This window comes from Alloalcanivorax xenomutans, assembly GCF_032810065.1.
GTDB classification, from domain to species: domain Bacteria; phylum Pseudomonadota; class Gammaproteobacteria; order Pseudomonadales; family Alcanivoracaceae; genus Alloalcanivorax; species Alloalcanivorax xenomutans.
In genome coordinates this window covers 3,667,537-3,689,446 of record NZ_CP136538.1, presented here as the reverse complement: position 1 = coordinate 3,689,446, position 21,910 = coordinate 3,667,537, and the positions used below count along the sequence as shown (strand labels likewise).

The window sequence follows — 21,910 nt, the reverse complement described above, 5'->3', positions numbered from 1 at the left end:
TGCCGTCAGAGGTTGTGGGTTTTCAGTGGAAAGCCCCTTTCCCGATAAAAACGGAACCGCTCACGGCCGCCCTCGCGCTGCTGTGGGTCGCCGGTGATCATCTCGGCGGCCCGTTCAAAGCGGGTGACGAAATCCGGTACCGCCGCCGCCAGATTGATCAGCACGTCGTGGTGACTGCCCGGGTCGTCGCCAAAGCCCAGCACCACCGGTGCCGGGCTCTCACCGAGCAGGGAATGGGGCAGGAAGCCCGAAGCCGGCTGCGCCCAGAATTGTTGATCCAGCTCACGGGCATGGGCCTCGTCCTGGCAGTGGACGTAGATCCGGCGCCCCTGGCGCCAGGCCTTTTCCGCGATGCGCCAGGCGAGGGCGTCACGCACCCCCGTTCCGGCTTGCTCGGTGATGTAAAACAAAACCTCGGTCAATGTCTCAGCCCTTGCCGGCCAGATTGATCAGATAGCGGGTCAGCATCGGTACCGGCCGGCCGGTGGCGCCCTTGTCCTTGCCGCCGCTGATCCAGGCGGTTCCGGCGATGTCCAGATGCGCCCAATTCACGTCCCGGGCAAAACGGTGCAGGAAACAGGCCGCGGTGATCGAGCCGCCCTTCGGGCCGCCGATGTTCTGCATGTCGGCGAAGGGGCTGTCCAACTGGCTTTGGTAGTCCTCCCACAGCGGCATCGGCCAGCCCCGGTCGCCGGTATCCTGGCCCGCCTCCAGCAGTGACTCGCGCAGCACATCGTCGTTGGCGTACACCGCTTGGGCGTGGCTGCCCAGAGCGATTACGCAGGCGCCGGTGAGCGTGGCGATGTCGATGACCGTATGCGGCTTATACTTCTGCTGCACATAGGTGAGGGCGTCGCACAGCACCAGGCGGCCTTCGGCGTCGGTGTTGAGGATTTCCACGGTTTGTCCGGACAGCGTTTTGACGATATCGCCGGGACGGGTGGCGCCGCCGTCGGGCATGTTTTCCGCCGCGGCCACCACGGCCACGAGATGGATCGGCAGGCCCAGCTCACAGACCGTTTTGACGGTACCGAAAACGCTCGCCGCGCCGCCCATGTCGTATTTCATTTCGTCCATGTTGGCGCCCGGTTTAAGGGAGATGCCGCCGGTATCGAAGGTGATCCCCTTGCCAACCAGGGACACCGGCTTGCCGGTGGCGCCCTTGTACTCCATCACGATGAGGCACCCTTCCCGGGTGCTGCCCTTGGCCACCGCGTGGAAAGCCCCCATGCCCATCTTCTCCGCCTGGGCCTGAGTGACGATCTTCACCGTCAGCTTGTCGTATTCCTTGCCCAGGGCCTTGGCGCGCTCGGCCAGATACTCCGGATAGCAGTCGTTGGGAGGCATATTGCCCAGATCGCGTGCCAGAGCGGTGCCGGCGGCCACGGCCCGACCTTGCTTGAGGGCCTGACGCAGGGCAGCATCGCGTTGCGCGTGCCAGAATGTCAGCTTGCGCAGGGCGGCGGCCTTGGCGGGTTTGCTGCGGTAGTCGTCGAACCGGTAGCTGGCTTCCTCCGCTACCCGGGCCCCTTCCCGCACCCGCCAGTCCAGCTCTCGGGCAACCTTGACGGTGTCCAGCATCAACACCGCTTGTTTCACCGGAGAAGCGAGCAATTGCTTGGTGGCGCCGGTGACCAGACGCTGCCAGGCCTGACCGTCGAGCTCGGTCTTGTCGCCGCAGCCCACCAGCAGCAAACGGCGGGCGGCGACGCCCGGCGGATTGTGCAACCAGCTGACCTGACCCTGTTTGCCGGAAAAATCCCCGGTTTTGATGAACGCCTGTACCGATGCGCGGGTCTCATCGGGCAGGGCTTCCGGCAGGGTGGAAGCGCTACCGAGTGGCAGAACCAGACAATCTGCTTTCAGTTTCGGCAGGGCCGAGTGGCTAATTGCGTACTCCATGCTCTCTCCTGAGTTACAATGCCGCACACTGCAAAGATGGAACAGGTGCGGGCGGGACCAACGTTGATACTACACCGCTACATAAATCGTCAGGTATTCGTGACCACGGTGCTGGTGACCTTCATTTTGGTGATGGTGCTGGTCAGTGGTCGCTTTATCAAGTATTTGGCAGAGGCCGCCGCCGGTCAGATCGCGGCGGACGCTCTGTTTCTGGTGATGGCGTTCCGGTTGCCGGAATTCCTGCAAATGATTTTGCCGTTGAGCTTGTACATCTCTCTGTTGCTAGTGCTGGGACGTATGCACATGGACAACGAGATGGTGGTGTTGCAAGCCGGAGGCCAGGGGCACGGCCGGATCATCCGCTCACTGGTGGTGCCGGTGCTGGTGGCGGTCAGCGTGGTGGCATTGTTTTCATTGTACGTCACGCCCCGGGGTGATGCCGAAGTAAACCGCATCTTCGAGGAACAAAAAGGCCGCTCGGTGCTGGAATTGCTGACACCGGGCCGGTTCCTGGTGCGCGGCTCGGATGGCAGCCAGCGGGCCACCTACGCGGAGAGTCTTAATCGCGAGGACGGTTATCTGGAGAACGTATTCGTCGCCGATGCCCGGTTTGATGATTCCCAGGCCGGGCGCGTACTCACCGTGTGGGCCCATACCGGACGGTTGGTGCAGGACGAGAACGGCATCAACTACCTGGAATTGCGCGACGGCTACCAATACCAGGGCAAGCCCGGCGAAGCGGATTATCAGGAAGTGGCGTTCGAGAAGGCCCGGGTCCGTATCGGCAGTGAAAACACCTCGAGCCGGCCGCCCAAGGTAAGAGGGCGCACCACCGGCGAACTGTTGGAGAGCCCTGGCGATAATCAGGCGGTGGCGGAGTTGCAATGGCGCTGGTCACTGGTATTGACGGTCCCGATCATGTGTCTGGCGGCGATCCCGCTGGCCAAGGTCAACCCGCGCCAGGGGCGTTTCCTGCGGATGATTCCGGCGGTGCTCGGATACATGCTGTACGTCGGTTTGTTGCTTACCATGCGCAGTTGGATGGCGGATTCCGGCGGTGAGCGGCCCTGGTATTACTCGATGATCTGGATTCATGCGCTGGCCGCGGTGGCGGTGTTCTTCCTCTATTACGGCGACCGGTTGTGGCGCCGCAGGAGGAACACATGAAACTGCTGAGAGGCTATTTCTGGCGGGCGGTACTGATTCCGTCCCTGGCCATTGTCGGCATTATCATTGCCCTGGACTGCCTGTTCAGTTTCGTCTACGAGCTGGAATTTCTGCGTGGCGGCTATCAGGCGCTGCAGGCGCTGCAGTTCGTGGTTACCACTGTGCCGCGCCGTTTCAACGAGTACCTGCCGCTGGCGATCCTGCTGGGGACCCTGATCGGTCTGGGGCTGATGGCCAATAACGGCGAGCTGGCGGTGATCCGTGCCGCGGGCATATCCACTTTGCGGATCGCCTGGATGGTGCTGCGGCCAGTGATCTTTCTGATGCTGCTGTCCGTGCCGGTGGGGGAGTACCTGGCCCCGTACTCGGAGCAGGTGGCGCAGAGCAATCGCTCGTTGCAGGAAGGCGGGGGTGAAACCATCCGCAGCAAATACGGCTATTGGCACCGGGAAGGGGATGAGTTCATCCACATTAACGCGGTGCAACCCAACGGGGTGCTGTACGGCCTGACCCGTTATCGCTTTGATGAAGAGCACAAGCTGGCGGAAAGCCTGTATGTGGAGCGGGCCATCTACCAGGGTGATTCCTGGGCCCTGGAAGGCGTGCAGGGTACCCGCTTTCAGGGGGAGCGCACCGAGACCTATCGTGAGGAACACGGCGTCTGGGAGACCAGCCTCAAACCGCAATTGCTCAGTATCGTGGTGCTGGACCCGGCGCGTCTGGGGATGGCCAAGCTGATAGAGTACGCTTCCTACCTGAAGCGGCAGGGACTGGAAACCGCCGACTATATGCTGTCGTTCTGGCAGAAGCTGCTGATGCCCGCCGCCACCATCGGCATGGTGCTGATCGCCATTTCCTTTGTCTTCGGCCCGTTGCGGGAAGTAACCATGGGGCTGCGGGTGGCGGCCGGGGTGGTGGCCGGCCTGATTTTCCACTATGGCCAGCAGTTTTTTGGCCACCTCTCCCTGGTGTTCCGCACCGAGCCGCTGCTCGCCGCCGGCCTCCCGCCGGTGCTTTGCCTGATACTGGGCGTCTGGTTGTTGTTGCGGGTGCGGTAGCCTCGATATCCACGGCATAATGGCTGGCATTGTCCGGCGAGATTGGTATACTCGCCGGCCGATGGCCTGATGCAGGCTGTTGCCATCCCTTGCCAGAGTGGTGGAATTGGTAGACACGACGGATTCAAAATCCGTTGCCTTCGCGGGCGTGCCGGTTCAAGTCCGGCCTCTGGTACCAAATTCGTAGGTGCGCCAAGACACCTCTAAATCTTGGCAAATTGCCGCCGGGGACTCACACTCCCCGGCTTTCTTTTGCCTGCGGTGTCTTGGGCAACCTGAAAATAAGGTCTGTCCTCCCTAGCAGAACTAACGAAACAGTAACCTATCAGATACCCGTTAGCTGCTGGAAAAAGCCCAACAGAAACGCTTTTATCACGACCGCCCCATGGGACGCAACCCCGGCAGATGGCCCAGGAAGGCCGTCAACTGCTCCAGATCGGGATGCACGTAGGTCATGGTGGTTTTGACGCTGGTGTGGCCCAGCACTTCCTGGAGGCTCCGGATCTGCCCTGTCGGAGCGAGATGGGTCGCCATGGTATGCCGAAGGCGGTGGGCCGAGACCGGCTGCCCCAGTTCCCTTGAAAGGGCCTGGAAAAAGCGGGTGACTTGGTCACGGGTCAAGGTGTCACTCTGATAGCGGTCATTGAACAACGCCCCGTTGAAGACCTGTTCCTCTGGCCTGGGGGCCCGACCTAGGACCTCACGGGTGCGCTGGTACAGATACTCCAGATCGGGAACCAGGTCAGGGTGGATCGGCAGGTATTTATCTCGAAAGGTCTTGCTGGTCTCATACCCCAGCAAAAGAGCCCGCCCGGGCAGGTTGAGATGTCGCCATGGGATGCCGACCAATTGGGACCGTCGAATGCCAGTGAAATAAAACGTTCTGATCACGATACCCCAGAACCACCTCGGCGACATGGCGTGAGAGGTGCCAGGGCTTTTGCTCAATAGCGTCAGCGCGGCATTGACCAAATCAATGGTGATGGTTTTGGGCAGCCGGCAGGGTTCCGGTGCGGCCGGCACCTCGACAAACGGGTTCTTTTCAATTAAACCCTGCGCCAGCGCGTGGTTGGCGACGGCGCGTAGGTGTCGGCGCTCTTTGTTCCAGGTGGTGCGGGCAATCCGCACCAATAACCGGTTGCGCCAATCAATCACGTCGTCAGCGGTAATCGCCTTCAGGTCATCCAGTCCGGTCTCGTCAATCCATCGACGAACGGCGTCCTGGTAGCAGCCCACCGAATCGGGCTTCAGCAGCCGGATCCTCAGATAGTCTTGTAATACGTGTTGTAAGTGCGTCCTTGGTAGTGTGGCCATGATGGTCATTAACGTGTCCTCCTTGATGGTGGTTAGGGGCGCTCTCCGCGCCCTGGGAAAGGTTATAGTGTTTCTGTTTGTCACTTGATATGACGAAGTGACTAAGCCATCGGTAGTAGAGTGACCGCCGGATTGGGTGGCGGCAGTGTCAATCCCAACTCGCTGATCTCGGCCTTGGAAATCAAATACACCTTCATCAGGGCTTGTTTTCTGGCGCCAGTGGCCTTGCACGTCCAGATGTTCATGTTGTCGTGGGTGCGCTGGTGCAGCTTCAGCTTTTGGAATCGCTTCTGGACGTGGTTCCAGCGCGCCGCACTGAAGTCTTTGAAAATGCCGGGGGAGACCAGAACCAGGCCCTGTTCGATAACGTGGATGCGGGCCTGGGGTGTGTTGATCGCCAACCGGCCCGTGGCCAGACCATCGCGTAACCAAGCCAGAAACTGCTTGCCTGGGTCGCCTGACGCCTGATCAGCTTCGTTTTTTATAGGTGACGGTGGGGGCGACGCCGGCGTGGTAGGCCTGGGATTGGTTGGCGAACTCGTGTTCGCTTCAACCTGTTTGCCGGGGTCCTCGGTTACCCCTTCGCTGGAGCCTCTGTCGGTGTTGATATCCATTGGTAGCGGCAACGCCAGGTCGTCAGCGATGTCTTTGCCGTCATGGCTATCCGGATGGCCAGTGGACGCGGGTATGGGGGGTAGCGGTAAGTCCGGCTCATTGGCATGCACCGGCGGTGTTTGTGAGTCTGGTGCCGATGGGCGGTGCTCCTGATCGGCTTCCTCATCGGAATTCACATCCGTCGTGGGTTTGGTGGTACTGGGTTGGACGGTGACGCCGGTGCCTGAAGGGCGCTGATCCGGATCGGGCCAGATCCGGCTGAGGTCGATCTTCAGGCAGGTTAACGATTGGCGCCAGTCATCAATGGTGATGTCACAAAGCCAGATGGCCCGATCCTCATTCGGCACCACAATCCCATGCTGTTGCAGCTCATCCATCACGCGGCTGTTGCGAGTGGGGATGCCGGGTTGGCCTTCCTCGATCAAATGCACCAGCAGCGCATCGATGGTGCGTTTGGATACCAGCCAGATGTGGTGCTCATCGGTAAAGCCCGCCGCGCCGCGGCGATTGAGGGGTAGTTCTCCAGAAGTGATGAGGTGCCGCAGCCCGGTGAGCAGGCGTTCGGCCAAAGGCTTGACCCGCGTCGTGGGCATCTGGGGAGTGACGCCACCGGCCAGGTTCTCCGCAACGGAGCGTCGGTCGGCTTTGGCGATGATGGCGCCCAAGGGGCCGGCGTCTTCCATTGCCCCCTGAATGGCCGCCAGCCAGGCGTCCAGCAGGGTAGGGGCCGAGGCCAGCCAGTCCAGTCCGTGTTGCGGCAGCAGGATGGGAGCGAGCAGCGGGGCGATCCGTTCGTGTTGGCGATGGGCACGCCCGTGCCGGAAGGTCATTTGATACTGGCTGCCCTCAGGCATAGGGCCGGACACGGGCGTCCAGGAGTGGCCGGATCCATCGGTGTGGTAAAGCGTGATCTCCTGGTCCACCACGGGTTTCCCCAGGTCGTGGAGCAGGGCGCTGGTAAAGCAGGCGTAGGTCCACAGATCCTGCTGACTGGCTTGCTCTTCAGGGCTGGCGTTCGGCGGCAGCAAGATACCGCGTCTCAACAAAAGGGCGTTGTGGGCCACTTCCAGGCCGTGGCGCAGCAAACCACCTGGCCCAGCGTGGTGGTGGGCCTCTGACGCGGGGAGCAACTGGACCAAAGCCGCGAAGCGATCGAGCAGCGCCTGATACAACCGCTGCCAATGCGACTCGGGGACACCGGCCAGACCTTTCAAGGTGGAGACCAGGCCGTTGTGCGGCGCCAACAGGGCATCCGCGCCCTGGACCTCAAAACGGCCATAGGAAGGCCGCTGAGGCACAGTGGCGTCATTGGGCGCCTGGAACCAGCGCCGAACCTGTTGGAGTGTTGTCCGCATCATGTGGCGGACGGTAGCTCTGTTGCAGGGGCGCGGGGAGGGAAAATGGGAACAGGATGGTGATGGGTTTTCTGTTGCCTACTGCGTTGATTGCGGGTCTCCAAGATGAAATATGGAAGTCGATGTCACAATGGAGGGCCGTGCTTACGTTATACCGAAGATTCCGGTGAACTTTTTGTAATGGATCGGAACCGCGTTGAATTCATGCGGGGCGGCTGATAAACCTAGCCTTGTCCGCTGCGGTAGACGCCATGTCGCGAACTGAAACAACGCGATTGGCTTGAGGCGGATCATGATGGAATGGAATCTTCACAATTCAACGCGGAGGACTTTGCTCATGTGGAAGAACGTAATGAAGGGAAGCGCGCTTGCCGTCCTGGTTTGGTCCGTTTCCGGAACTGGTTTGGCTAATGAATTGACTTCAGAGGAATTTGAAAAGGGTCTGAAGGCGGAAGCGGCCCAATTCTCCAAGATCTACAGCATCAATGAGGATGAAGCGTTGCATCGCCTGAAATGGCAAGCTGCGGCAGGTGATGTGGTCGCGCGATTGCGGGATCAATACCAAAATCGTCTGGCTGGCCTGTACATTGAACATGCCCCGACGGAACGGATCGTCGTTCGACTAAAGGGGAATGAGCGGGTCGCCTCGCGAGCTTTCAACGTATCCGACGAACAGGTGGCGGTGGAGTTCGTTGTCGGTGCACCACATACGCAGGCAGAACTCCAACAGGCGATTGCCACGAATCCGGATACCCTCAAAGCGACCTTTCCAGGCCTGCAAGGGACTCATACCGATCCAAGAACGGGGGAAGTGGTACTGACTGTATTGGGGGGCGATAAGGAATCGCGCCAGATGAGATCGAAAGCGGAGTCTGCTTCTCAGGACCTCGGGGTACCTGTTCGGGTTCGGACTATCCCTGTTCCTCTGGAACGGCAAGCGGTTCGGGGGAGTGGCAGCCTGGACATGGGGTGCACCACTGCGTTCGTGGTAAAACGAACCACTGGAACGACGACCGGGGTCACTACGGCTGCTCACTGTGGGCCCGGTAACGCCAACTATACCGGGGTTGACGGGGCTTCCGCAGCCCTCACGTATCAAGCCCGGTCATTTACGGCCAGGAATGATGAACAGTGGTATACCTCGACAGCTACGGAAGAACCCAAGTTCTATGCGAACTCCACGACAACGCCGCGAACTTTGACAGGGCGACGTACTCAGGCCAGCACAGCGGTGGGGAATAACTTCTGCCACTATGGCTCGACGACAGGTTATAGCTGCGGTGACGTTGATGCCACAGACTTTCAGCCGACCTCCTACACCTGCGGTCCGGCCTCGAATCCTGTTCCCTGTGATGCCACTTGGATCTCGATGGTGCCGCCGAGTTCTGGAACCGGCCTGGCCTGTGCGGGAGGTGATAGCGGTGGCCCCTGGTTTGTAAGCACGGTGGCAACGGGTATCCACTCCGCCGGCGCCTCTACGGGGACCGGGATTGGGGATTGTCTTCTGGCGGTGTATCAAAGCACTGATCGGCTATCATCCCTGGGACTCCAGTTACTGTATGGTCCCTAACGTTTAGTGCTACTCCCGGAGTTCTCGGTGTTGGTTTATGCCGGGAACTCCGAAGTAAATTAGTTTCAGATTGCGGCGAATGTTCGATGAAAAAATCAGTTTCGTTGTTGGCTGCCTGCGGTGTTGTCGCCGCATCGGTCGTCTTGATTGCCGTTTGGGGTGGAAGTATGTCCGATGAGGTCAGCCCTGTTTATGATGCCGCCGAGCTCAGGAAAGCGATTGATTTTCATGAAGAAGAACTGCGTCAGCTTTTCCCAACGTTGCAAGGGATTGGAACCGACGCTGAGCAAGGCAGCGTGGTTCTTACTATTCGATCGGAAACCGGAATCATGGGTGAGAATGCAATGAAAGACGAAGCGGAGGCGCTCTTGGGGGTTCCAGTGAGATTGCGACTCCTTCCTGTTGAACTGCGCCGGCGGTCTCCGGCTCAGTAGACCTTAATTCGCGAGATCAGCCCTCCCTCCTCACGCGCATCGGTCTATCTCTCCACTGTTATAGCTCATCTGGCTTTGTGTTAAATCGCTTGTAACCCTTTGCCTTCTTGTCGTGCGGCGCCGAAGGCGCTGCGACCCTTTCGGATAGGGCCTTTGCCCTTCGCTCTGCCCCTTCCCGTCAGCCCTTTTGCCGGTACCGGCCCTTTGCGCCATTTGATGGTTGTATCTGTCCTGGGTATTCGGATTATCGCGTTGATGCGGCTGGAATCAGGTATGCGCAATGAGCGTGGCGATCTTCAGCCGGAACAGCTCCCATAGGCCAGGGTGCATTTTTCGGTCGCCGGCCTCCCACTGCTGCCATGTGCGCAACTTGCTATGCACTAGCTCAGCGGCTGCCGTCTGAGATAACCCTGCAGCCTCGCGGGCGCCGCGGATCTCTGCGGGAGTGGGCTCATTGTTCACTGCGTTTCCTCATACGTTTCTCTCCTTTCGGCAGTCTTCTCCACACGTCTTCGGCGGGCTGCCGTGCCGGCTTCCTTTCTTTCGCCTTGGTATAGGCTGCCCGCAGATCGAGCATGGGTGGCGGGCTTCATCTGCCGTCCTCCTTCCCCGCGCCGCCAAGTTCCTGCTGGCATCGCTCAATCCAAAGGGCTTCTCCGCCGAACAGGCGGGCCATTTGGGACGCTGTTACCCAGCCCGTGCGACCTTCATTCGGAACGGCCCCGGAATAGCTGTCCGGTAGCCCCGAACTGAGCAACTGATACCCCTCGCGCGCCCACAGCGCGGCATCGAGCCGAGTAGCGTCATCCGTGGCCGCTGAGAATCGGGCGGCCTGCTGCTGGATTGTCACGATCCCGTCTGCGCAGAGCTTGTTGCGGTAGAAGATCGGCGAGTCCTCAAGCGACCTGGCCATAGCTGCCGCTTCTTCAAGCACCTCGGCGATGCTCAGGGCCTTGGCTTCCACGCGGCCCGTAATCCAGTCGGTCAGTTTCATTCCCTCCAGTCGGCTTTCCTTGACCCAGCGGCCCTTCACCTCGGCAGGCACACGCAGGTGGATTAGGGCGTCCGGCTTCTTGTCGTCGTTGTCCATGATCGTCTCCATGAGAGAAGCCCCGCGTTGAGCGGGGCTTGCATGCCTTAACGGTCTTCCCAGCGGCCTTTTGATGCCATGTTCAGTGCGTCCGGGTGGAGCTTCTGGGAAACGACGCGGATTTCGTCGCCGCACTGGATGCCGACGAAGATGTCGGTGCCCTGGAACATTTGAGCTGAGGATGCCGCGCGCTTGGCGCCTGCCAAGGTTTTTGCGGAGGTGGCTTGCCAGTCGGTGTTGGCTTCGCGAATGAAGAACGTGCTCATGATGTTGCTCCTATCAGGATGCCCGGTTCCGCCGGGGCGGTGGTCGGCTCTGCGCCTTCCATGGATTTAAAGATACGCTCAATGAGCGCATTGCGCAAGCCAAATTTCCACACGATTTCCCGAATACCCTCTGTCCTTTGGTGGGCTGGGGCAGGGTAGTGATTGGTGGCATCCAGGTCGTGGGCGCAACGTAAAAAGCCACACCCTTTCGGCGTGTGGCTTGGCGGTGTGCGGGGTGGGGCAGATTGGGATGCGGGCGGGTGCGATGAGACGTGGAATGCAGCACCTGCGTGTTGATGAACAAAACCCTTGCAACAGTCTTTTGGCCTTGCCGTGCGACCATCACCATTGCCTGGTCCAGATCAGGGTGTGGGACCGGAACGTGATCGGGCGCGGCCACCGGGGTGGTCCGCACAAAGGGGCGCTGCCGGTGTCCGGCGGCAGGCGGCCGGCGTGGTTGATGAAGGCCATGCCTTCCCCGGGCCGTCTCAAAATAGAAAAAAGGGAAACGACCTGGGGAAAGCATGGCCCGAACCGGTGCCGGCACGATCAGTGAGCCCGATGGCGTTGTCTTGAACGAGGTTCGGATTAAAAAGAAGAAACGCCGGTTCACCACCGGCGCGTCGTTGAGCGCCTCCCTTCGTAGGTGCGCCGTTATAGTGTCGTTATAGGCGGGAGGGCAGGATCGGAGCCCGGAGGCCGCCCTGATTCTCGATCCGGCAGGGCGTCATGCCGCAAGCGGCAAGGGACCACGATGACCGTCGTGGCAGCGGGTGATGGGCGTATTGTGACATGGGGCGGCGGGTTTCCGCCAGAAGGCGTGTGGGAATAGGGGCGCCCGTTACCTTGATCGCCCTATGGATCCATCGAATACAACGCCTGGTGCCGTGAACCTTGCTCGGCCGCCTGCCGGAATACCTGTTGGGGGACGGTAATGCCTAATCGCTTCAGCTCCCGTTGGTAACTCAGCAGCTGCCGCCGGAACGCACTGGAGTACACGGCGTGCCGATGGCCCTTCGCGTCTTGTGACTCCACGACCATGTAATACCCCCGGAGGCTTTCTCGATACCCAATGGTGACCCACACGGTCTGGCCGTTGCGGTCACCTAAACATCGCGCTTGAGACATGAGAGTCCATCCTCAGTGCTCGGAATTTTATCCCCAAAGTGCCCATTGCATCCTCAATGGGCACTGCCAGACGTTATACGCCTGAAAGGTAAGTCAATTCAATAGGTTGCGTATCAACGTCTTGGGCAAATATGTCTACCTTGACCAAGTGCCCCAAACGAAAACGCCCCGCAAAATGCGGGGCGAGGGCTAGAGAAGGCCGTGTCGGCTGAAGCTGAACCATTGACCGTGGCCGACAATGATGTGGTCCAGCAAGCGAACGCCGATCAACTCCAAGGCCGAGTCGATTCGGTTTGTTGCTGCGCGGTCACCGGCACTGGGCTGAGGCACGCCGGATGGGTGATTGTGCGCCAGTATCAGGCTCGTGGCGTTGCAGGATAGCGCGGCCTTGACGATCTCTCGCGGATGCGCCGCACAGCTGTCAACGGTGCCCTGGAAGAACGCCTCGTACCGTAGCATCCGGTGCTTATTGTCCAAGAGGATGCCGACAAACATTTCTTGCTCTTGACCGGACAGCTTGAGTTGAAAGTACTTCGCCGCGTCATCGGGTTTGTCGAACACCTCGGTGTGTCGATGATACTGTCGGCGCAGTCGACGCTCCAACAGCCCGCAGGCCGCGTCGATGATCGCTTGCTCCGTCTCACGGAGTGATGGGTGACGTTTCATGATAAATCCCGGAATACGGGGAGTCCCTCCATCCGGGAGGGGCTCCCGGGTGGAGAGGAAAAGTCGAGGTCAATCAGTATTCGGAAGGCAGAAGTAGCGTGGTGACGCTCCTATCCGCTTCCGTAATGACCCAGATCGTGGTGTGAGGGGCGATGGAATAGCTCGACATCAGTCGGTATCCCTCGGTGAGTGCTTCTTCATTTGATGCCTGGTCTTCTGGCGGCATCTCGCCCCAGTCGCCGTGACGGTGACGTTGAAGATAGTGGGCGGGGTGAACGTTGGTGTCGGCAAACGCCGCGGCGGCACCCGGAGTGATGACAGTTGCTCCCAAAGGGAAACGGGGTTGGGTCGTAGGCATGGTGCGTCTCCTGAATAAGCACGGAGAAACACGCGCGGATGCGCCCCATGGGGAAGTGTTTCCCCGTGGGGTGAAATGATTGAAAGAGTGCCATGGAAGGCGAGGTTAGAGATTGGATCGAGCCAAGCGGCCGCGCCCCGTTTCACGATCCGGCGGGGCGTTAAGGCAAGGGACCACACGGTTTGTGCGGCGAGAGCCACACCCATTGTTGCAGGATTCAAGGACGAGACTCTATACTGTCATTATGAACAGTGGCCGAGTATTGATTTGTGGTGGTGAGGCAGGCGGTTCCCCCCATGCCTGTCTCAAGGCGCTGGGGCAGTTGTTGTCGCTCCGGAAGATCGATGTGGCGCTGATTCACGGTGGCCACCCGCATGCGGATACCGCGCAACGCTGGGCCGCATCGAACGGGGTTGACCACATTGTCTACGCCTTAAATGTACGGCGCCATGGTGACGGCGCTTGGCGGCACCTGAATCGCCTGGTGATCGAGCACGGGCATCCCGATGGCATCGTTGCCCTGAACGGCGGAAGGGGCATCGATCATTTATTAAGACTGGCCGTCAGGGAAGGCATTCCGATTTGGATGCCCTACGGAAACAGGGCTAAGAACCCATGAGGGAAATGACATTTATTCATCAACGGAGGATGGTATGTTTGGTAGCAAGAACACTGACAGCAGTGAGACAACGGCACCCGGTATTTGGGGAAGCTGGGAGCGGGCATGGGATCCGCGCTGGGCACTACGGTGTTGGTCTTTCCTACTGTTTCTCGACATCATGTCCCTGATTTATAGAAAGGCGGGCATTCTTGCGTACTACGAACAAAGTGCCTTTGAAGCTCAGGATTTGGTGTGGCTGTTCTTCGTGATCGCGGTGTTCAGCATGATGGTGACTTTTATTTTGCCATTATGCTTTACATTGGTAAGAGATGTTTTATTCCAGGTGTTTCCTGCCCGCTGGTTTGGTCAGTCAGGATGGAAGAAGCCGGATTCCTCTGTCGGTTCGTCAAAGGTGTTGAGCGAAGCTTTAGAGAGCGGTGATGTATTTCTGTACGACTACTACAAGGAAAGGCGCCAGAAATGGAAGAAGGAAAATGAGAGAACTCAAGATGCTGTAATTTTAATCCTGTCCGCTTTTCTGATGATTCTGATTGCCTGGAGAGTTAGTGTTTCCTGTGGCGGTTTTGATGGGAGCATTCTTGGCCAACTTTATAAAGTTTATGAGCGGTACACGATGGTGAGAAGGGTTTTCGTCATATTTGCCGCTCTTGGTGTTTTCGGAGCAGCCAGATACATCTACTCTGCATGGTTTGATGGGCCTGACGTAAATTGGATCTACCATCCGCCTCTTCGTCGAAAAGAAGATGAAGAAAAGAACAGAAGAGATGGCGGTCATTACGTAGAGTAAAAAAAAGGCGGCCCATGGGGCCGCCGAAGGTTTTTCACGCTGTGACAAGCTGTTTGGCCAAGGCCACTTCCACCGAGTCACCGTCCTGGTTCAGAACGTCGAGTCCGGATTCTGGCACGTCCCCCGAGGTGCTCTGGGCCACGGTGATTTTCTTCGCCATGAGCCCCAGGCAGGTCATCTGTGAGGTTCGAGCGTAGCCCAGGTAGATGACCCGCACCGGCTGCGTTTGACCAATCCGCCAGGAGCGGCGGGCGGCCTGTTGCAGCGAGTACACATTATACCCGGATTGCATGAACACGATCGTGGGAAAGGCCAGCAGATCCAAGCCGGTTTTCACCAGTTCGGGGTTGGTGATGAGCACATCGATACCCCGTTCCAGCTGATCGGCGATCCAGTCTTCCCGCCGGGCCGCGTCCACGCTGGCGCGCAGTACCGCCACCTTGAACCCGTCCCGCTCCAGGATGCCCTTCAGGCGGGCCGTGGTGTCGCGGTGGCCGGTGTAGACGGTATAGACCAGGGTTTTACGGCCTTCCGCCTTGGCTTCCCGGCAGATCTCAACGAGTTCCGCCTCTTTGGGCATGACGTCGGTGTCGGAGAACTGCGCGGGCACGAAGGCCAGCGGCTCCCGGGTCCGAGGATGCTTGACCGTCTCCGCCCGAAAGCAGGTGTCCGGCCAGGCGAGCAGGACGTTCAGCACCACGCCCAGCAGGGTCGTGTCGCGACGTGCCAGAGCCCGCTTTAGCTCGGCGGTGAGCTGGCAGGCCAGAGTCTGGTGGACCCTTTCCTGTTCCTCGGTCATCGCCACGTCACGAAATTCCTCGTCATACGGGGGCAGCACGCCACCGATGTCCCTCAACTTCAGGAACACCGTGAACGGCAGCACGTAACGCAGTACGCCCTTCGGGCCAAAGCCGGGGGCCTTGGTGGTCCGAACCGTGACCTTGTTGCCCTTGGCGGTCTTGTGGGCCGCGGAGGTGCTCTCGGAGTAAATGTCCTTGAGCACCCCGTGGTCCCGCATGAACGCCATGGCGGCGGACGACAAGCTGCCTCGCTGTGTCGGACGGTAGCCGTCCTCGATCATCCGAGAAGGCAATGCCCGAAACAGCAAGAAAAACAGGTCGTCCGCGTAGCCCCCCATGAGGGTACCGGTAAGCAGCAGGACCTTGCGGGTCTTCGCCGCCAGGACGCCCATGGCTTGGCCCTGGGCGGAGCCTCGGTTCTTGTACTCATGCGCCTCGTCGGCGATGAGCAGGTCGAACGTGTTTTGAGGCAAGTAGCGCTTGATGAACTCAGAAGGCTGGAAGCCGCCTTCGCCAAAGCCGAACTCCATATTGGCCATGGCGCGCTCCATGCGCTGAGCCTGCCGGTCGGAGAAGACCAACTGGCCGTTGGCGTCCATCAGGTTGATGAACTCGTAGAGGTTGTCCCCCAGCATGGACGCCAGGAATGCCTCGCCAAACGTTTTCATCAGCCGTCGGGCGGTCACTTCCCCGATGGTTGGGATCCGCTTCAGGGCTTTGAGCACCGCCGCGGAGCGGTCTGTCGCGGACAGCCCCCTGGGGCGCACCAACGTCCAAAGCGGTGTGCCGCACCCGTCGCATTTGCGGCGGGTGTCCTCGGCGTCGAGGGCCGCGGGCCGGATCGGCTCGCCGTCCGGGTCGGTGAGGGTCCTGCCGCAGTCCGGACAGACCGCTTCCTCGCCGTATTGGCGCCGCCGGCGCTGAAACGCCGGCTGCCAGTGGAACCCCATGCGCATCCGCACACGGCCCAGAACAAAGAACTCCGGCCCTTCGATGGGAGAGCCCAATGTCTCCCGCAGTTTTAGCAGCTTGGACAGGGTGTCCGGGCCATTGAGCACCCAGACGCGGGCGTCGGGAACGGTCTCCAGGATTTCCCGTCGCCACTTATAGACCAGGTGGGGTGGGGAGAGCACCAGCGTGCGCCGGTAGCCTGCGGTCCGGTGCAACACGGCCGCCGTGGCAATGCCCACGGTGGTTTTACCGCAGCCCATTTCCCCGTTGACGATCGCGGCGGGTTCACCGCGGTTGATCAGCAACTCAGTGACGGCGTGTACCGTCCGGGCCTGGGCCGGAAACAACGTCCGGGAGAGGCCTGCCAGGACCTGTTCACGTTCCTGGCGGGGCTGCCCGTCGAAAACGGGCGGGTTCGCCTGATTCAGGGCGGCCAGCAGTTCGTCGCCAAATTCCTCGACGAAGTCGGACAGACCCACGGTCAGAGCGGTCAGGGTAGCCTCGTCACGGTCGCTGGAAACAACGGACGAAGCCGGAGTGGAGGGGGTAAGTGTCTTCATGGTGAAGCTCCTCATTGAATGACGGGCCCACCACGCCCCTTTCGGGGCGGTGTGGCCCCGGTGGGGTGGCTATGTGGAGTGGATATTCCGGCGTGACGCGCCGAAATGGGGTTAGCGAATAGTCAGGATCTGCCCCTGCGTCGCGGAGCCGGGTGTCATGTCCCAGGCCCGAATCACCGGAACAAACCGGTCGGTGAGAATACGCGTTTCCGCGATGGAGCCGTCTTCACGTTCGGCGAACTCCGAGGTCTGTGTTTTTTCCTTGTGGGTGTCCCCCTTCACAGCGAGGACTTTGCCACTGGGGGCGGTAATCACCCCGGAAATGGCGCCGGCCGCCAAGGCCAACGCCAGATGCCACTGCGAGAGCGCGCAAGCCGGCGGCCGGGCCGGGCGGTGTGTGGCGCCGAAGCAGGCGTCCGCCGTGGGCCACAGCCCTCGCAGACGATGCACCTCTTCGGCCAGTTGCTGAGGTTCGAGCGTGACACGGTAGAAGTGCTCGGGCAGAACCCGGGTACAGGGGACGGTGTAGCGACGATGGGGCCAAGTGGGCGGCAGCGTGTCCGCGGCCGCTTCTCCTTGGCCAATACGCAACAGGTGATCGCGGGCCGCTTTGGCCTCGGCAGGCACGGTGTCCCGTTGCCGAACTCGGCGCCCGAGGATCACCACCTGTTTGAATTGCGTCTCCACCGCCTGGTGGACCGTCAAATCCGTGAAATGGCGGGTCAGCCAGCCCACCAACTCTCGGTCGAGCACGTAGGCAGGGACGATGAACACCAGAATGCCGTCGTACTGCAGTAAAGGAAGGGCACGCTGGTAGAACAGCTTTTCCAGCCGTGCCCGGCCTTTGCCGGCGTAGTCGGTCACCCCGTCGGCGTTCTTGGCCAAATCACCATAGGGCGGATTGAGCCAGAGCAGCCCGAAGGATTGGCGTGTGATCATCATGTCCATCAGATCGCTGTGAACACACCGATCCACCAAGGTCCGGGCGTGTTGAGCGCGCTCGCCGTCGTACTCCACGGCGTAGGCCGTGACGGCATCGGGGCCCAGGGCGTGTGCCGCCTCGGCGAGGGCGACGCCTTCGCCGGCACAGGGGTCGAGTATCGCCATGGGACCGTCGGCGGGGCATAGAGCGGACAAGGTCCGCTCCAGTGTGGGCTCGTCCGTGGGGAAGTACCCATTGCGGGCGAAGTTGCGCGCTAGGCGCGGGAACATCAAAGCCATAGGGCTCTCCTGATTGTGATAAGCGGTGTGGAAGTCAGGCAGGGAAATCCCTGCCCGGATGGGGTTTGAAAGGCGGTTGCCGGAACCCAGGCCGCTAGGCGGCCCGGGCTTTGCGAGGCTGTGGTGACGCGGTCAGCGTCCCGGCCCGAATGCGTTCTCCGAGCAGGTCCGTCAGTCGTGGCAGATCCAGCGTGAGCCGAACCCCTTCCAGCGGCCCGAGGGTCATTGGAAGGCGCCCCAGCATGTTGAGGTCCCACAGCAGCGTCAGCACGGTGTCGCGCCAATGATCCAGCAGGGGCAAGGCGCAGGTCTCCCGCACGGCCTGCCATAACCGTGGATCGGTATTGGGGACGCCTCGGGGCAGCAGCGTGAGCGCGGTGCCGTTGGTGCGGTCCGGCGTCAGGCAGCGTGTGTCGAACAGCCACACATGGACCAGGGTGCCGAACAGGGTCTGGCGATAGGCCCGGGTGGTGCGTTTTTCCAGGTGGTCCGTGTTGGGCACGAACACCGAAACGCGGCTGTCCTGCTCCAAGATCAGGTGGAAATGGTCCAGGCCTTGTTCATCGCGCCCCAGCGTCAGCCGAGCGAGAAAGGACTGGATCGCGGTGTCCCGGCCCCAGAGGGACAAGAACACCAGGTTGCCGCGCTCATCGCCGACGTGCCCATCGACCATCAGATCGGGGCATTCTTCGATGCGATAGAGCGCCTGCGGTGTGCAGTGAGTAGAGGTAGACATGGTGGTTTCCTGATTATCCGAGTGAAAGGCAGTGCGGGCCGACAGAGGCCCAAGACACCGAAGGGTTAGCGCAGCGCGCAAGCACCACAGGACCGTGGTGCTGATGACGTGAGAAGGGCCCTCAAGGGCTGACGCGATGCCAGTCCTGAGAGAGGGGCGCGAACTCGTACCCCAGTTGATGGAGCCGGTCGCACTGTTGGCGGAGCCGGCGCCGGTCCACGGTGGCGTCGAGTTTCACGGCGTCTGAGAGAGGCCACAGGGGGCCAAACAGCTTGGCGTCGTCCCCGTCCGCGTTCGCCTGGCCCTCGGACGGTGTGTCCTGGGGCGCGGAGGATTCCTCCGACGGTGCGGGGGCAGCGTTGGGCGCTGAGGGTTGAGGGGCATGGGCCGTTGGCTGAATGGGCTCGTCAGCCGGGTCGGGTTCTTCCGTGCTGAGACGGCTGGCATCGTCGTTGCTCAGGGCATCGATACCGGACAGCGTCATACCGTCCAACTGAGCGCGAATCTCGATCACCAGTCGCCCGTTAGCGAGGTAGTGGGTGGGACGGATGGCGGTGATCAGAAAATCACCGTCGTACTTGCCTTCGTGGTACTGATCCAGCTCCGCATTCTTGACGACAAAATCGCCGATGGAGGTGGAAAGGCGGCCAACGTTGAACGCGCCGTTGCGCCCGTGAATGGTGCGGATGGCCAATTGGCCAGATAAGGAAATCATAGGACAGACTCCAGAAGGAAAGGAAAAGCCCTGGCGGGCAGGGCAGAGCTTGGAATGGAAAAGGGGGAGGGCCGATGAGGCCCGGGTGGTTATAAATAGCCTTCTTCGGCGAAGGACAGAGGCGTGCCTTTGCCGATGATGAAATGGTCCAGAACACGGACATCCACCAGGTCCAGGGCCGCTTTTAAACGAGTTGTTGCATCCCGGTCGGCCCGGCTGGGTTCAGTGTCGCCTGAAGGGTGGTTGTGGGCGAAGATGACCGCGGAGCAGTTGTGCTCGATGGCCCGTCTGACCACGGCGCGAGGGTAGATCGCAGCGCCGCTGATGCTGCCTCGAAACAAGGGTTCGTAGGCGATGACGCCATGGTGATTGTCGAGGAAGACGATGGCGAACACTTCCAAAGGCTCGCTGGCCAGTTGCAGACGGAGATACTCGCGAACAGCCACAGAGCTGGTCAGCGAGGCTTCGCGTTTGAAGAGCTGGGCCTCCAGGATACCAATCGCTTCGCGAATAACCGGGTGCGTTTGGATACTGGTGTAGTCGATGGGGGTGCGGAGAGCGCCGTCATTGATGGATGGGGTTGAACTGAGGGACATTAAAGCCTCCTGATGAACCACTGAAGGAGGCACTGACCCCGTGGGGCAAGGCCCCCGGGACGGTGGGTGGAATGACAGGAAAGGCCCCGAAAACGGGGCCTGGATTGAGGATTAAAAAAATCAAGCGGTGGCCTGAGCACTGCGCGCCCAGTCTTGGGCGTTGGCTTGGCGTTGCGCCTCGATGGCGGCCTTGGCCGCATCGGTGGGCAAACGCCACACTTTAGCCTGACCGTCGAAGCGATAGCCTTGCTGTTTCAGTGCCGCCTTGCGTTCCTGAAAGTCCGGCGCGTCCTTGGACAGCTGGACGGTTTCAGGCAGTGCGGTCTGAGCGGACTGACGTGGGGCTTCCTTCGGTGAGGGTGAAGCCTCGGCAGCGGGTGCCGGGCTGTCCTCGGAAGACGCGGCTTCAGCCTGATCGTCCTGGCCACCCTGATGGGCTTGCCCGGACGGATCCTGCTCCAACTGCGGCCGCTCCGCCTTGTAGACCAATTGACCGTTCACCTTGATCCAGCTGATGAACAGCAGACGGGCTTTGAGGCTGACGCCGGTCTGGCCGGTCTTGTCGCCTTTGGTGTAGGTGAAGGTATCGACCCACAAGTCACCGATTTTGAAGCTGATCAGGACCTTCTGATCCTGCTGTACGGCGGCTTCGTATTGCTGGACCAACGCGGCGGCCTCTTTGCCGCTGACACGACAGTCGAAGCGGACGTAGGTCACGTCGTCGGAGGCCCCGGACAGCGCCGCGATGTTGCACGCCAGGAAGGGATTGCCCTTCTTGGGAGACACTTCGCGGATACGGTTCAGGTACCCGATGCCGGTGGTGTGCAGATCGAAGTATTGCTTTTCTTGAGTAGATTGAGTCGGTTGAGTGGACTGAGCTGGGTTCATGGTGATTCTCCTTAACGTTAAGGAAATACGGAGAAACACCACGCATAAGCGTGCCCCATGGGGATGTGTTTCCCCGTTGGGGTGATATGGAAAAAGGTGTCGAAGGTTGCCGGCTGGCGAGGGTTGAGAGTGGATCGAAGCCCGAAGGCTGCCTCGTTTCACGATCCGACAAGGCTTTTTTCAAGGGGCCGCTTATCCCAGCGGTGAGGGTGTTCGATCAATATCTAATCAACGATGGCGGCGGGGTGTCAAGCTTTTGGGGCCAGCGCAACCCTTCGCACCGGAGTAAGGTCACGAATTGGGGCGATGCACGTGATAGTACAGACTACGGCGCCCGCTGATGCGGCGTGGCTTTGGTATGGGTTTTTCGCCGTTGACCCAGGTCGAGGCTTCCACCCAACCGGTTGCCTCCAGGGCTCGGGAGATCCGCTTGAGTGTGAATTCCGGAATGGCCTTGACCAGCGTGTCGGAGGTGAACAAGTAAACCGGGCCTTGCGGGGTCTCCTCTCGATAGCCGTATTCCCCCATGGGGATGGCGGGATTCTGCTTGGCGTGCCGCAGGTTGGTGAACCCGGTGTCGGCGTGGTGATCCAGAAACATCACCATTAGTTGGTTTACCCTCTGGTACTCCCTCGTCCGGTTGGTGCCGGTCTGCGTTGGGCCGACCAGCCGCTGGTGGTAGGCCATGACGGTGTCCGGATGCACGCCGTAGCAGCGAGCGAAAGTGTCTATCGGCAGGGTTTTAAGGTCATCAATACGGTCCCGCCACCAGCGGTCCAACTGGTCCCGGTGGCGCATGGCCACCCGTCGACGTAACTGATTCAAGGCGGTATGGCTGATCTCCAAGGCCGCCTTGGCCTCATTGAAGATAGGGAGGTCATGCAGAGCCTGAGCCAATACCGGCGTGAGGATCAGGCTGATACCCCGAGAGGGGATGCCGGGGCCGGGCACTTGGTCCATCCGCCAGCCGTATTCAATGAAAATACCGTGGGGGGAGCGCACCCGCTTGCGGACGGCCCAGTGTTCACCATCAATGTCCCAAGCCTCACCGATGATCTGGGTGCGGTGCCGATAACCGCTCTTGCAAGGATATGCTGGTCGATTCATCGCT

At 60.4% G+C, this 21,910-nt stretch carries 22 protein-coding genes and 1 tRNA gene; 7 read left to right on the top strand and 16 right to left on the bottom strand.

Annotated features, from left to right (window positions below; genetic code table 11):
* Positions 1-5: 5 nt before the first annotated feature.
* Positions 6-422 carry a DNA polymerase III subunit chi gene (locus tag RYH70_RS17000; protein WP_022997527.1) on the bottom strand — a complete coding sequence of 139 codons (417 nt, stop codon included), beginning with the start codon at positions 420-422 and terminating at the stop codon, positions 6-8.
* Positions 423-426: 4 nt separating this feature from the next.
* Positions 427-1,902 carry a leucyl aminopeptidase gene (locus RYH70_RS16995; protein WP_022997528.1) on the bottom strand — a complete coding sequence of 492 codons (1,476 nt, stop codon included), beginning with the start codon at positions 1,900-1,902 and terminating at the stop codon, positions 427-429.
* Between the two features lie 18 nt (positions 1,903-1,920).
* Between RYH70_RS16995 and lptF the strand changes: the two genes are divergently transcribed.
* The 3 genes from lptF to RYH70_RS16980 all read left to right on the top strand — a co-directional run bounded on the left by lptF (position 1,921) and on the right by RYH70_RS16980 (position 4,305).
* Entirely contained in the window at positions 1,921-3,069 is a 1,149-nt protein-coding gene (lptF, locus tag RYH70_RS16990; RefSeq protein WP_231504749.1) for an LPS export ABC transporter permease LptF, read from the top strand.
* Positions 3,066-4,127 carry an LPS export ABC transporter permease LptG gene (gene lptG, locus RYH70_RS16985; RefSeq protein WP_022997530.1) on the top strand — a complete coding sequence of 354 codons (1,062 nt, stop codon included), beginning with the start codon at positions 3,066-3,068 and terminating at the stop codon, positions 4,125-4,127. Before lptF ends, lptG begins: the two co-directional genes overlap by 4 nt.
* A gap of 91 nt (positions 4,128-4,218) precedes the next feature.
* Positions 4,219-4,305: transfer RNA gene (locus tag RYH70_RS16980), tRNA-Leu, on the top strand.
* A gap of 194 nt (positions 4,306-4,499) precedes the next feature.
* On the opposite strand, the gene RYH70_RS16975 is transcribed toward RYH70_RS16980, so the two are convergent.
* Both RYH70_RS16975 and mobH read right to left on the bottom strand, forming a co-directional pair.
* Entirely contained in the window at positions 4,500-5,450 is a 951-nt protein-coding gene (locus RYH70_RS16975) for a tyrosine-type recombinase/integrase (RefSeq protein WP_026949806.1), read from the bottom strand.
* 92 nt (positions 5,451-5,542) lie between these two features.
* The gene (gene mobH / locus RYH70_RS16970) at positions 5,543-7,414 is read right to left on the bottom strand and encodes a MobH family relaxase (protein ID WP_317009447.1); all 1,872 of its coding nucleotides are present in this window, start codon (positions 7,412-7,414) and stop codon (positions 5,543-5,545) included.
* 334 nt (positions 7,415-7,748) lie between these two features.
* Here mobH and RYH70_RS16965 point away from each other — a divergent pair, with 334 nt between their 5' ends.
* Together RYH70_RS16965 and RYH70_RS16960 are read left to right on the top strand one after the other, a co-directional pair.
* Complete coding sequence (locus RYH70_RS16965) at positions 7,749-8,981, top strand: chymotrypsin family serine protease (protein ID WP_080531514.1); 1,233 nt, start codon at positions 7,749-7,751, stop codon at positions 8,979-8,981.
* Between the two features lie 86 nt (positions 8,982-9,067).
* Entirely contained in the window at positions 9,068-9,415 is a 348-nt protein-coding gene (locus RYH70_RS16960) for a hypothetical protein (RefSeq protein ID WP_080531513.1), read from the top strand.
* Positions 9,416-9,682: 267 nt separating this feature from the next.
* On the opposite strand, the gene RYH70_RS20930 is transcribed toward RYH70_RS16960, so the two are convergent.
* From RYH70_RS20930 to RYH70_RS16940, 5 genes are all read right to left on the bottom strand, one after another.
* The gene (locus RYH70_RS20930) at positions 9,683-9,877 is read right to left on the bottom strand and encodes a helix-turn-helix domain-containing protein (protein ID WP_063140670.1); all 195 of its coding nucleotides are present in this window, start codon (positions 9,875-9,877) and stop codon (positions 9,683-9,685) included.
* A gap of 127 nt (positions 9,878-10,004) precedes the next feature.
* Positions 10,005-10,505, bottom strand: a complete 501-nt coding sequence (locus RYH70_RS16955) for a hypothetical protein (protein ID WP_063140669.1) — start codon at positions 10,503-10,505, stop codon at positions 10,005-10,007.
* A 47-nt stretch (positions 10,506-10,552) separates the two neighbouring features.
* The gene (locus tag RYH70_RS16950; protein ID WP_063140668.1) at positions 10,553-10,771 is read right to left on the bottom strand and encodes a hypothetical protein; all 219 of its coding nucleotides are present in this window, start codon (positions 10,769-10,771) and stop codon (positions 10,553-10,555) included.
* A gap of 1,317 nt (positions 10,772-12,088) precedes the next feature.
* Positions 12,089-12,565 carry a JAB domain-containing protein gene (locus RYH70_RS16945; protein WP_063140665.1) on the bottom strand — a complete coding sequence of 159 codons (477 nt, stop codon included), beginning with the start codon at positions 12,563-12,565 and terminating at the stop codon, positions 12,089-12,091.
* Positions 12,566-12,638: 73 nt separating this feature from the next.
* Positions 12,639-12,923, bottom strand: coding sequence for a hypothetical protein (locus RYH70_RS16940; protein ID WP_317009446.1), 285 nt, complete (start codon positions 12,921-12,923; stop codon positions 12,639-12,641).
* A 244-nt stretch (positions 12,924-13,167) separates the two neighbouring features.
* On the opposite strand from RYH70_RS16940, the gene RYH70_RS16935 reads away from it, so the two are divergent.
* Positions 13,168-13,542, top strand: coding sequence for a DUF2493 domain-containing protein (locus RYH70_RS16935; RefSeq protein ID WP_317009445.1), 375 nt, complete (start codon positions 13,168-13,170; stop codon positions 13,540-13,542).
* Between the two features lie 34 nt (positions 13,543-13,576).
* Complete coding sequence (locus tag RYH70_RS16930) at positions 13,577-14,332, top strand: hypothetical protein (RefSeq protein WP_317009444.1); 756 nt, start codon at positions 13,577-13,579, stop codon at positions 14,330-14,332.
* A gap of 34 nt (positions 14,333-14,366) precedes the next feature.
* Here RYH70_RS16930 and RYH70_RS16925 read toward each other — a convergent pair whose 3' ends face one another.
* From RYH70_RS16925 to RYH70_RS16895, 7 genes are all read right to left on the bottom strand, one after another.
* Positions 14,367-16,643, bottom strand: coding sequence for a DEAD/DEAH box helicase (locus tag RYH70_RS16925; protein ID WP_317009443.1), 2,277 nt, complete (start codon positions 16,641-16,643; stop codon positions 14,367-14,369).
* Positions 16,644-16,754: 111 nt separating this feature from the next.
* Positions 16,755-17,864, bottom strand: coding sequence for a DUF6094 domain-containing protein (locus RYH70_RS16920; RefSeq protein ID WP_317009442.1), 1,110 nt, complete (start codon positions 17,862-17,864; stop codon positions 16,755-16,757).
* A gap of 94 nt (positions 17,865-17,958) precedes the next feature.
* Positions 17,959-18,600 (bottom strand): hypothetical protein, encoded by a 642-nt coding sequence (locus RYH70_RS16915; RefSeq protein ID WP_317009441.1) that lies wholly within the window; start codon positions 18,598-18,600, stop codon positions 17,959-17,961.
* Between the two features lie 121 nt (positions 18,601-18,721).
* The gene (locus tag RYH70_RS16910) at positions 18,722-19,315 is read right to left on the bottom strand and encodes a DUF3275 family protein (RefSeq protein WP_317009440.1); all 594 of its coding nucleotides are present in this window, start codon (positions 19,313-19,315) and stop codon (positions 18,722-18,724) included.
* 89 nt (positions 19,316-19,404) lie between these two features.
* Positions 19,405-19,911: a JAB domain-containing protein gene (locus RYH70_RS16905; protein WP_203384990.1), complete on the bottom strand. Its 507-nt coding sequence runs from the start codon at positions 19,909-19,911 to the stop codon at positions 19,405-19,407.
* A gap of 120 nt (positions 19,912-20,031) precedes the next feature.
* Positions 20,032-20,799: an STY4534 family ICE replication protein gene (locus tag RYH70_RS16900; RefSeq protein WP_449355841.1), complete on the bottom strand. Its 768-nt coding sequence runs from the start codon at positions 20,797-20,799 to the stop codon at positions 20,032-20,034.
* A gap of 291 nt (positions 20,800-21,090) precedes the next feature.
* Positions 21,091-21,906, bottom strand: coding sequence for a hypothetical protein (locus RYH70_RS16895; RefSeq protein ID WP_262462786.1), 816 nt, complete (start codon positions 21,904-21,906; stop codon positions 21,091-21,093).
* Between the last annotated feature and the right edge of the window lie 4 nt (positions 21,907-21,910).

Bases quoted from the DNA above. Each gene is read 5' to 3' on its own strand.
- RYH70_RS16995 (WP_022997528.1), bottom strand. From the start codon at position 1,902: ATGGAGTACGCAATTAGCCACTCGGCCCTGCCGAAACTGAAAGCAGAT.
- lptF (WP_231504749.1), top strand. From the start codon at position 1,921: ATGCCGCACACTGCAAAGATGGAACAGGTGCGGGCGGGACCAACGTTG.
- lptG (WP_022997530.1), top strand. From the start codon at position 3,066: ATGAAACTGCTGAGAGGCTATTTCTGGCGGGCGGTACTGATTCCGTCC.
- RYH70_RS16975 (WP_026949806.1), bottom strand. From the start codon at position 5,450: ATGACCATCATGGCCACACTACCAAGGACGCACTTACAACACGTATTA.
- mobH (WP_317009447.1), bottom strand. From the start codon at position 7,414: ATGATGCGGACAACACTCCAACAGGTTCGGCGCTGGTTCCAGGCGCCC.
- RYH70_RS16965 (WP_080531514.1), top strand. From the start codon at position 7,749: ATGTGGAAGAACGTAATGAAGGGAAGCGCGCTTGCCGTCCTGGTTTGG.
- RYH70_RS16960 (WP_080531513.1), top strand. From the start codon at position 9,068: ATGAAAAAATCAGTTTCGTTGTTGGCTGCCTGCGGTGTTGTCGCCGCA.
- RYH70_RS16955 (WP_063140669.1), bottom strand. From the start codon at position 10,505: ATGGACAACGACGACAAGAAGCCGGACGCCCTAATCCACCTGCGTGTG.
- RYH70_RS16950 (WP_063140668.1), bottom strand. From the start codon at position 10,771: ATGAGCACGTTCTTCATTCGCGAAGCCAACACCGACTGGCAAGCCACC.
- RYH70_RS16945 (WP_063140665.1), bottom strand. From the start codon at position 12,565: ATGAAACGTCACCCATCACTCCGTGAGACGGAGCAAGCGATCATCGAC.
- RYH70_RS16940 (WP_317009446.1), bottom strand. From the start codon at position 12,923: ATGCCTACGACCCAACCCCGTTTCCCTTTGGGAGCAACTGTCATCACT.
- RYH70_RS16935 (WP_317009445.1), top strand. From the start codon at position 13,168: ATGAACAGTGGCCGAGTATTGATTTGTGGTGGTGAGGCAGGCGGTTCC.
- RYH70_RS16930 (WP_317009444.1), top strand. From the start codon at position 13,577: ATGTTTGGTAGCAAGAACACTGACAGCAGTGAGACAACGGCACCCGGT.
- RYH70_RS16925 (WP_317009443.1), bottom strand. From the start codon at position 16,643: ATGAAGACACTTACCCCCTCCACTCCGGCTTCGTCCGTTGTTTCCAGC.
- RYH70_RS16920 (WP_317009442.1), bottom strand. From the start codon at position 17,864: ATGGCTTTGATGTTCCCGCGCCTAGCGCGCAACTTCGCCCGCAATGGG.
- RYH70_RS16915 (WP_317009441.1), bottom strand. From the start codon at position 18,600: ATGTCTACCTCTACTCACTGCACACCGCAGGCGCTCTATCGCATCGAA.
- RYH70_RS16910 (WP_317009440.1), bottom strand. From the start codon at position 19,315: ATGATTTCCTTATCTGGCCAATTGGCCATCCGCACCATTCACGGGCGC.
- RYH70_RS16905 (WP_203384990.1), bottom strand. From the start codon at position 19,911: ATGTCCCTCAGTTCAACCCCATCCATCAATGACGGCGCTCTCCGCACC.
- RYH70_RS16900 (WP_449355841.1), bottom strand. From the start codon at position 20,799: ATGAACCCAGCTCAGTCCACTCAACCGACTCAATCTACTCAAGAAAAG.
- RYH70_RS16895 (WP_262462786.1), bottom strand. From the start codon at position 21,906: ATGAATCGACCAGCATATCCTTGCAAGAGCGGTTATCGGCACCGCACC.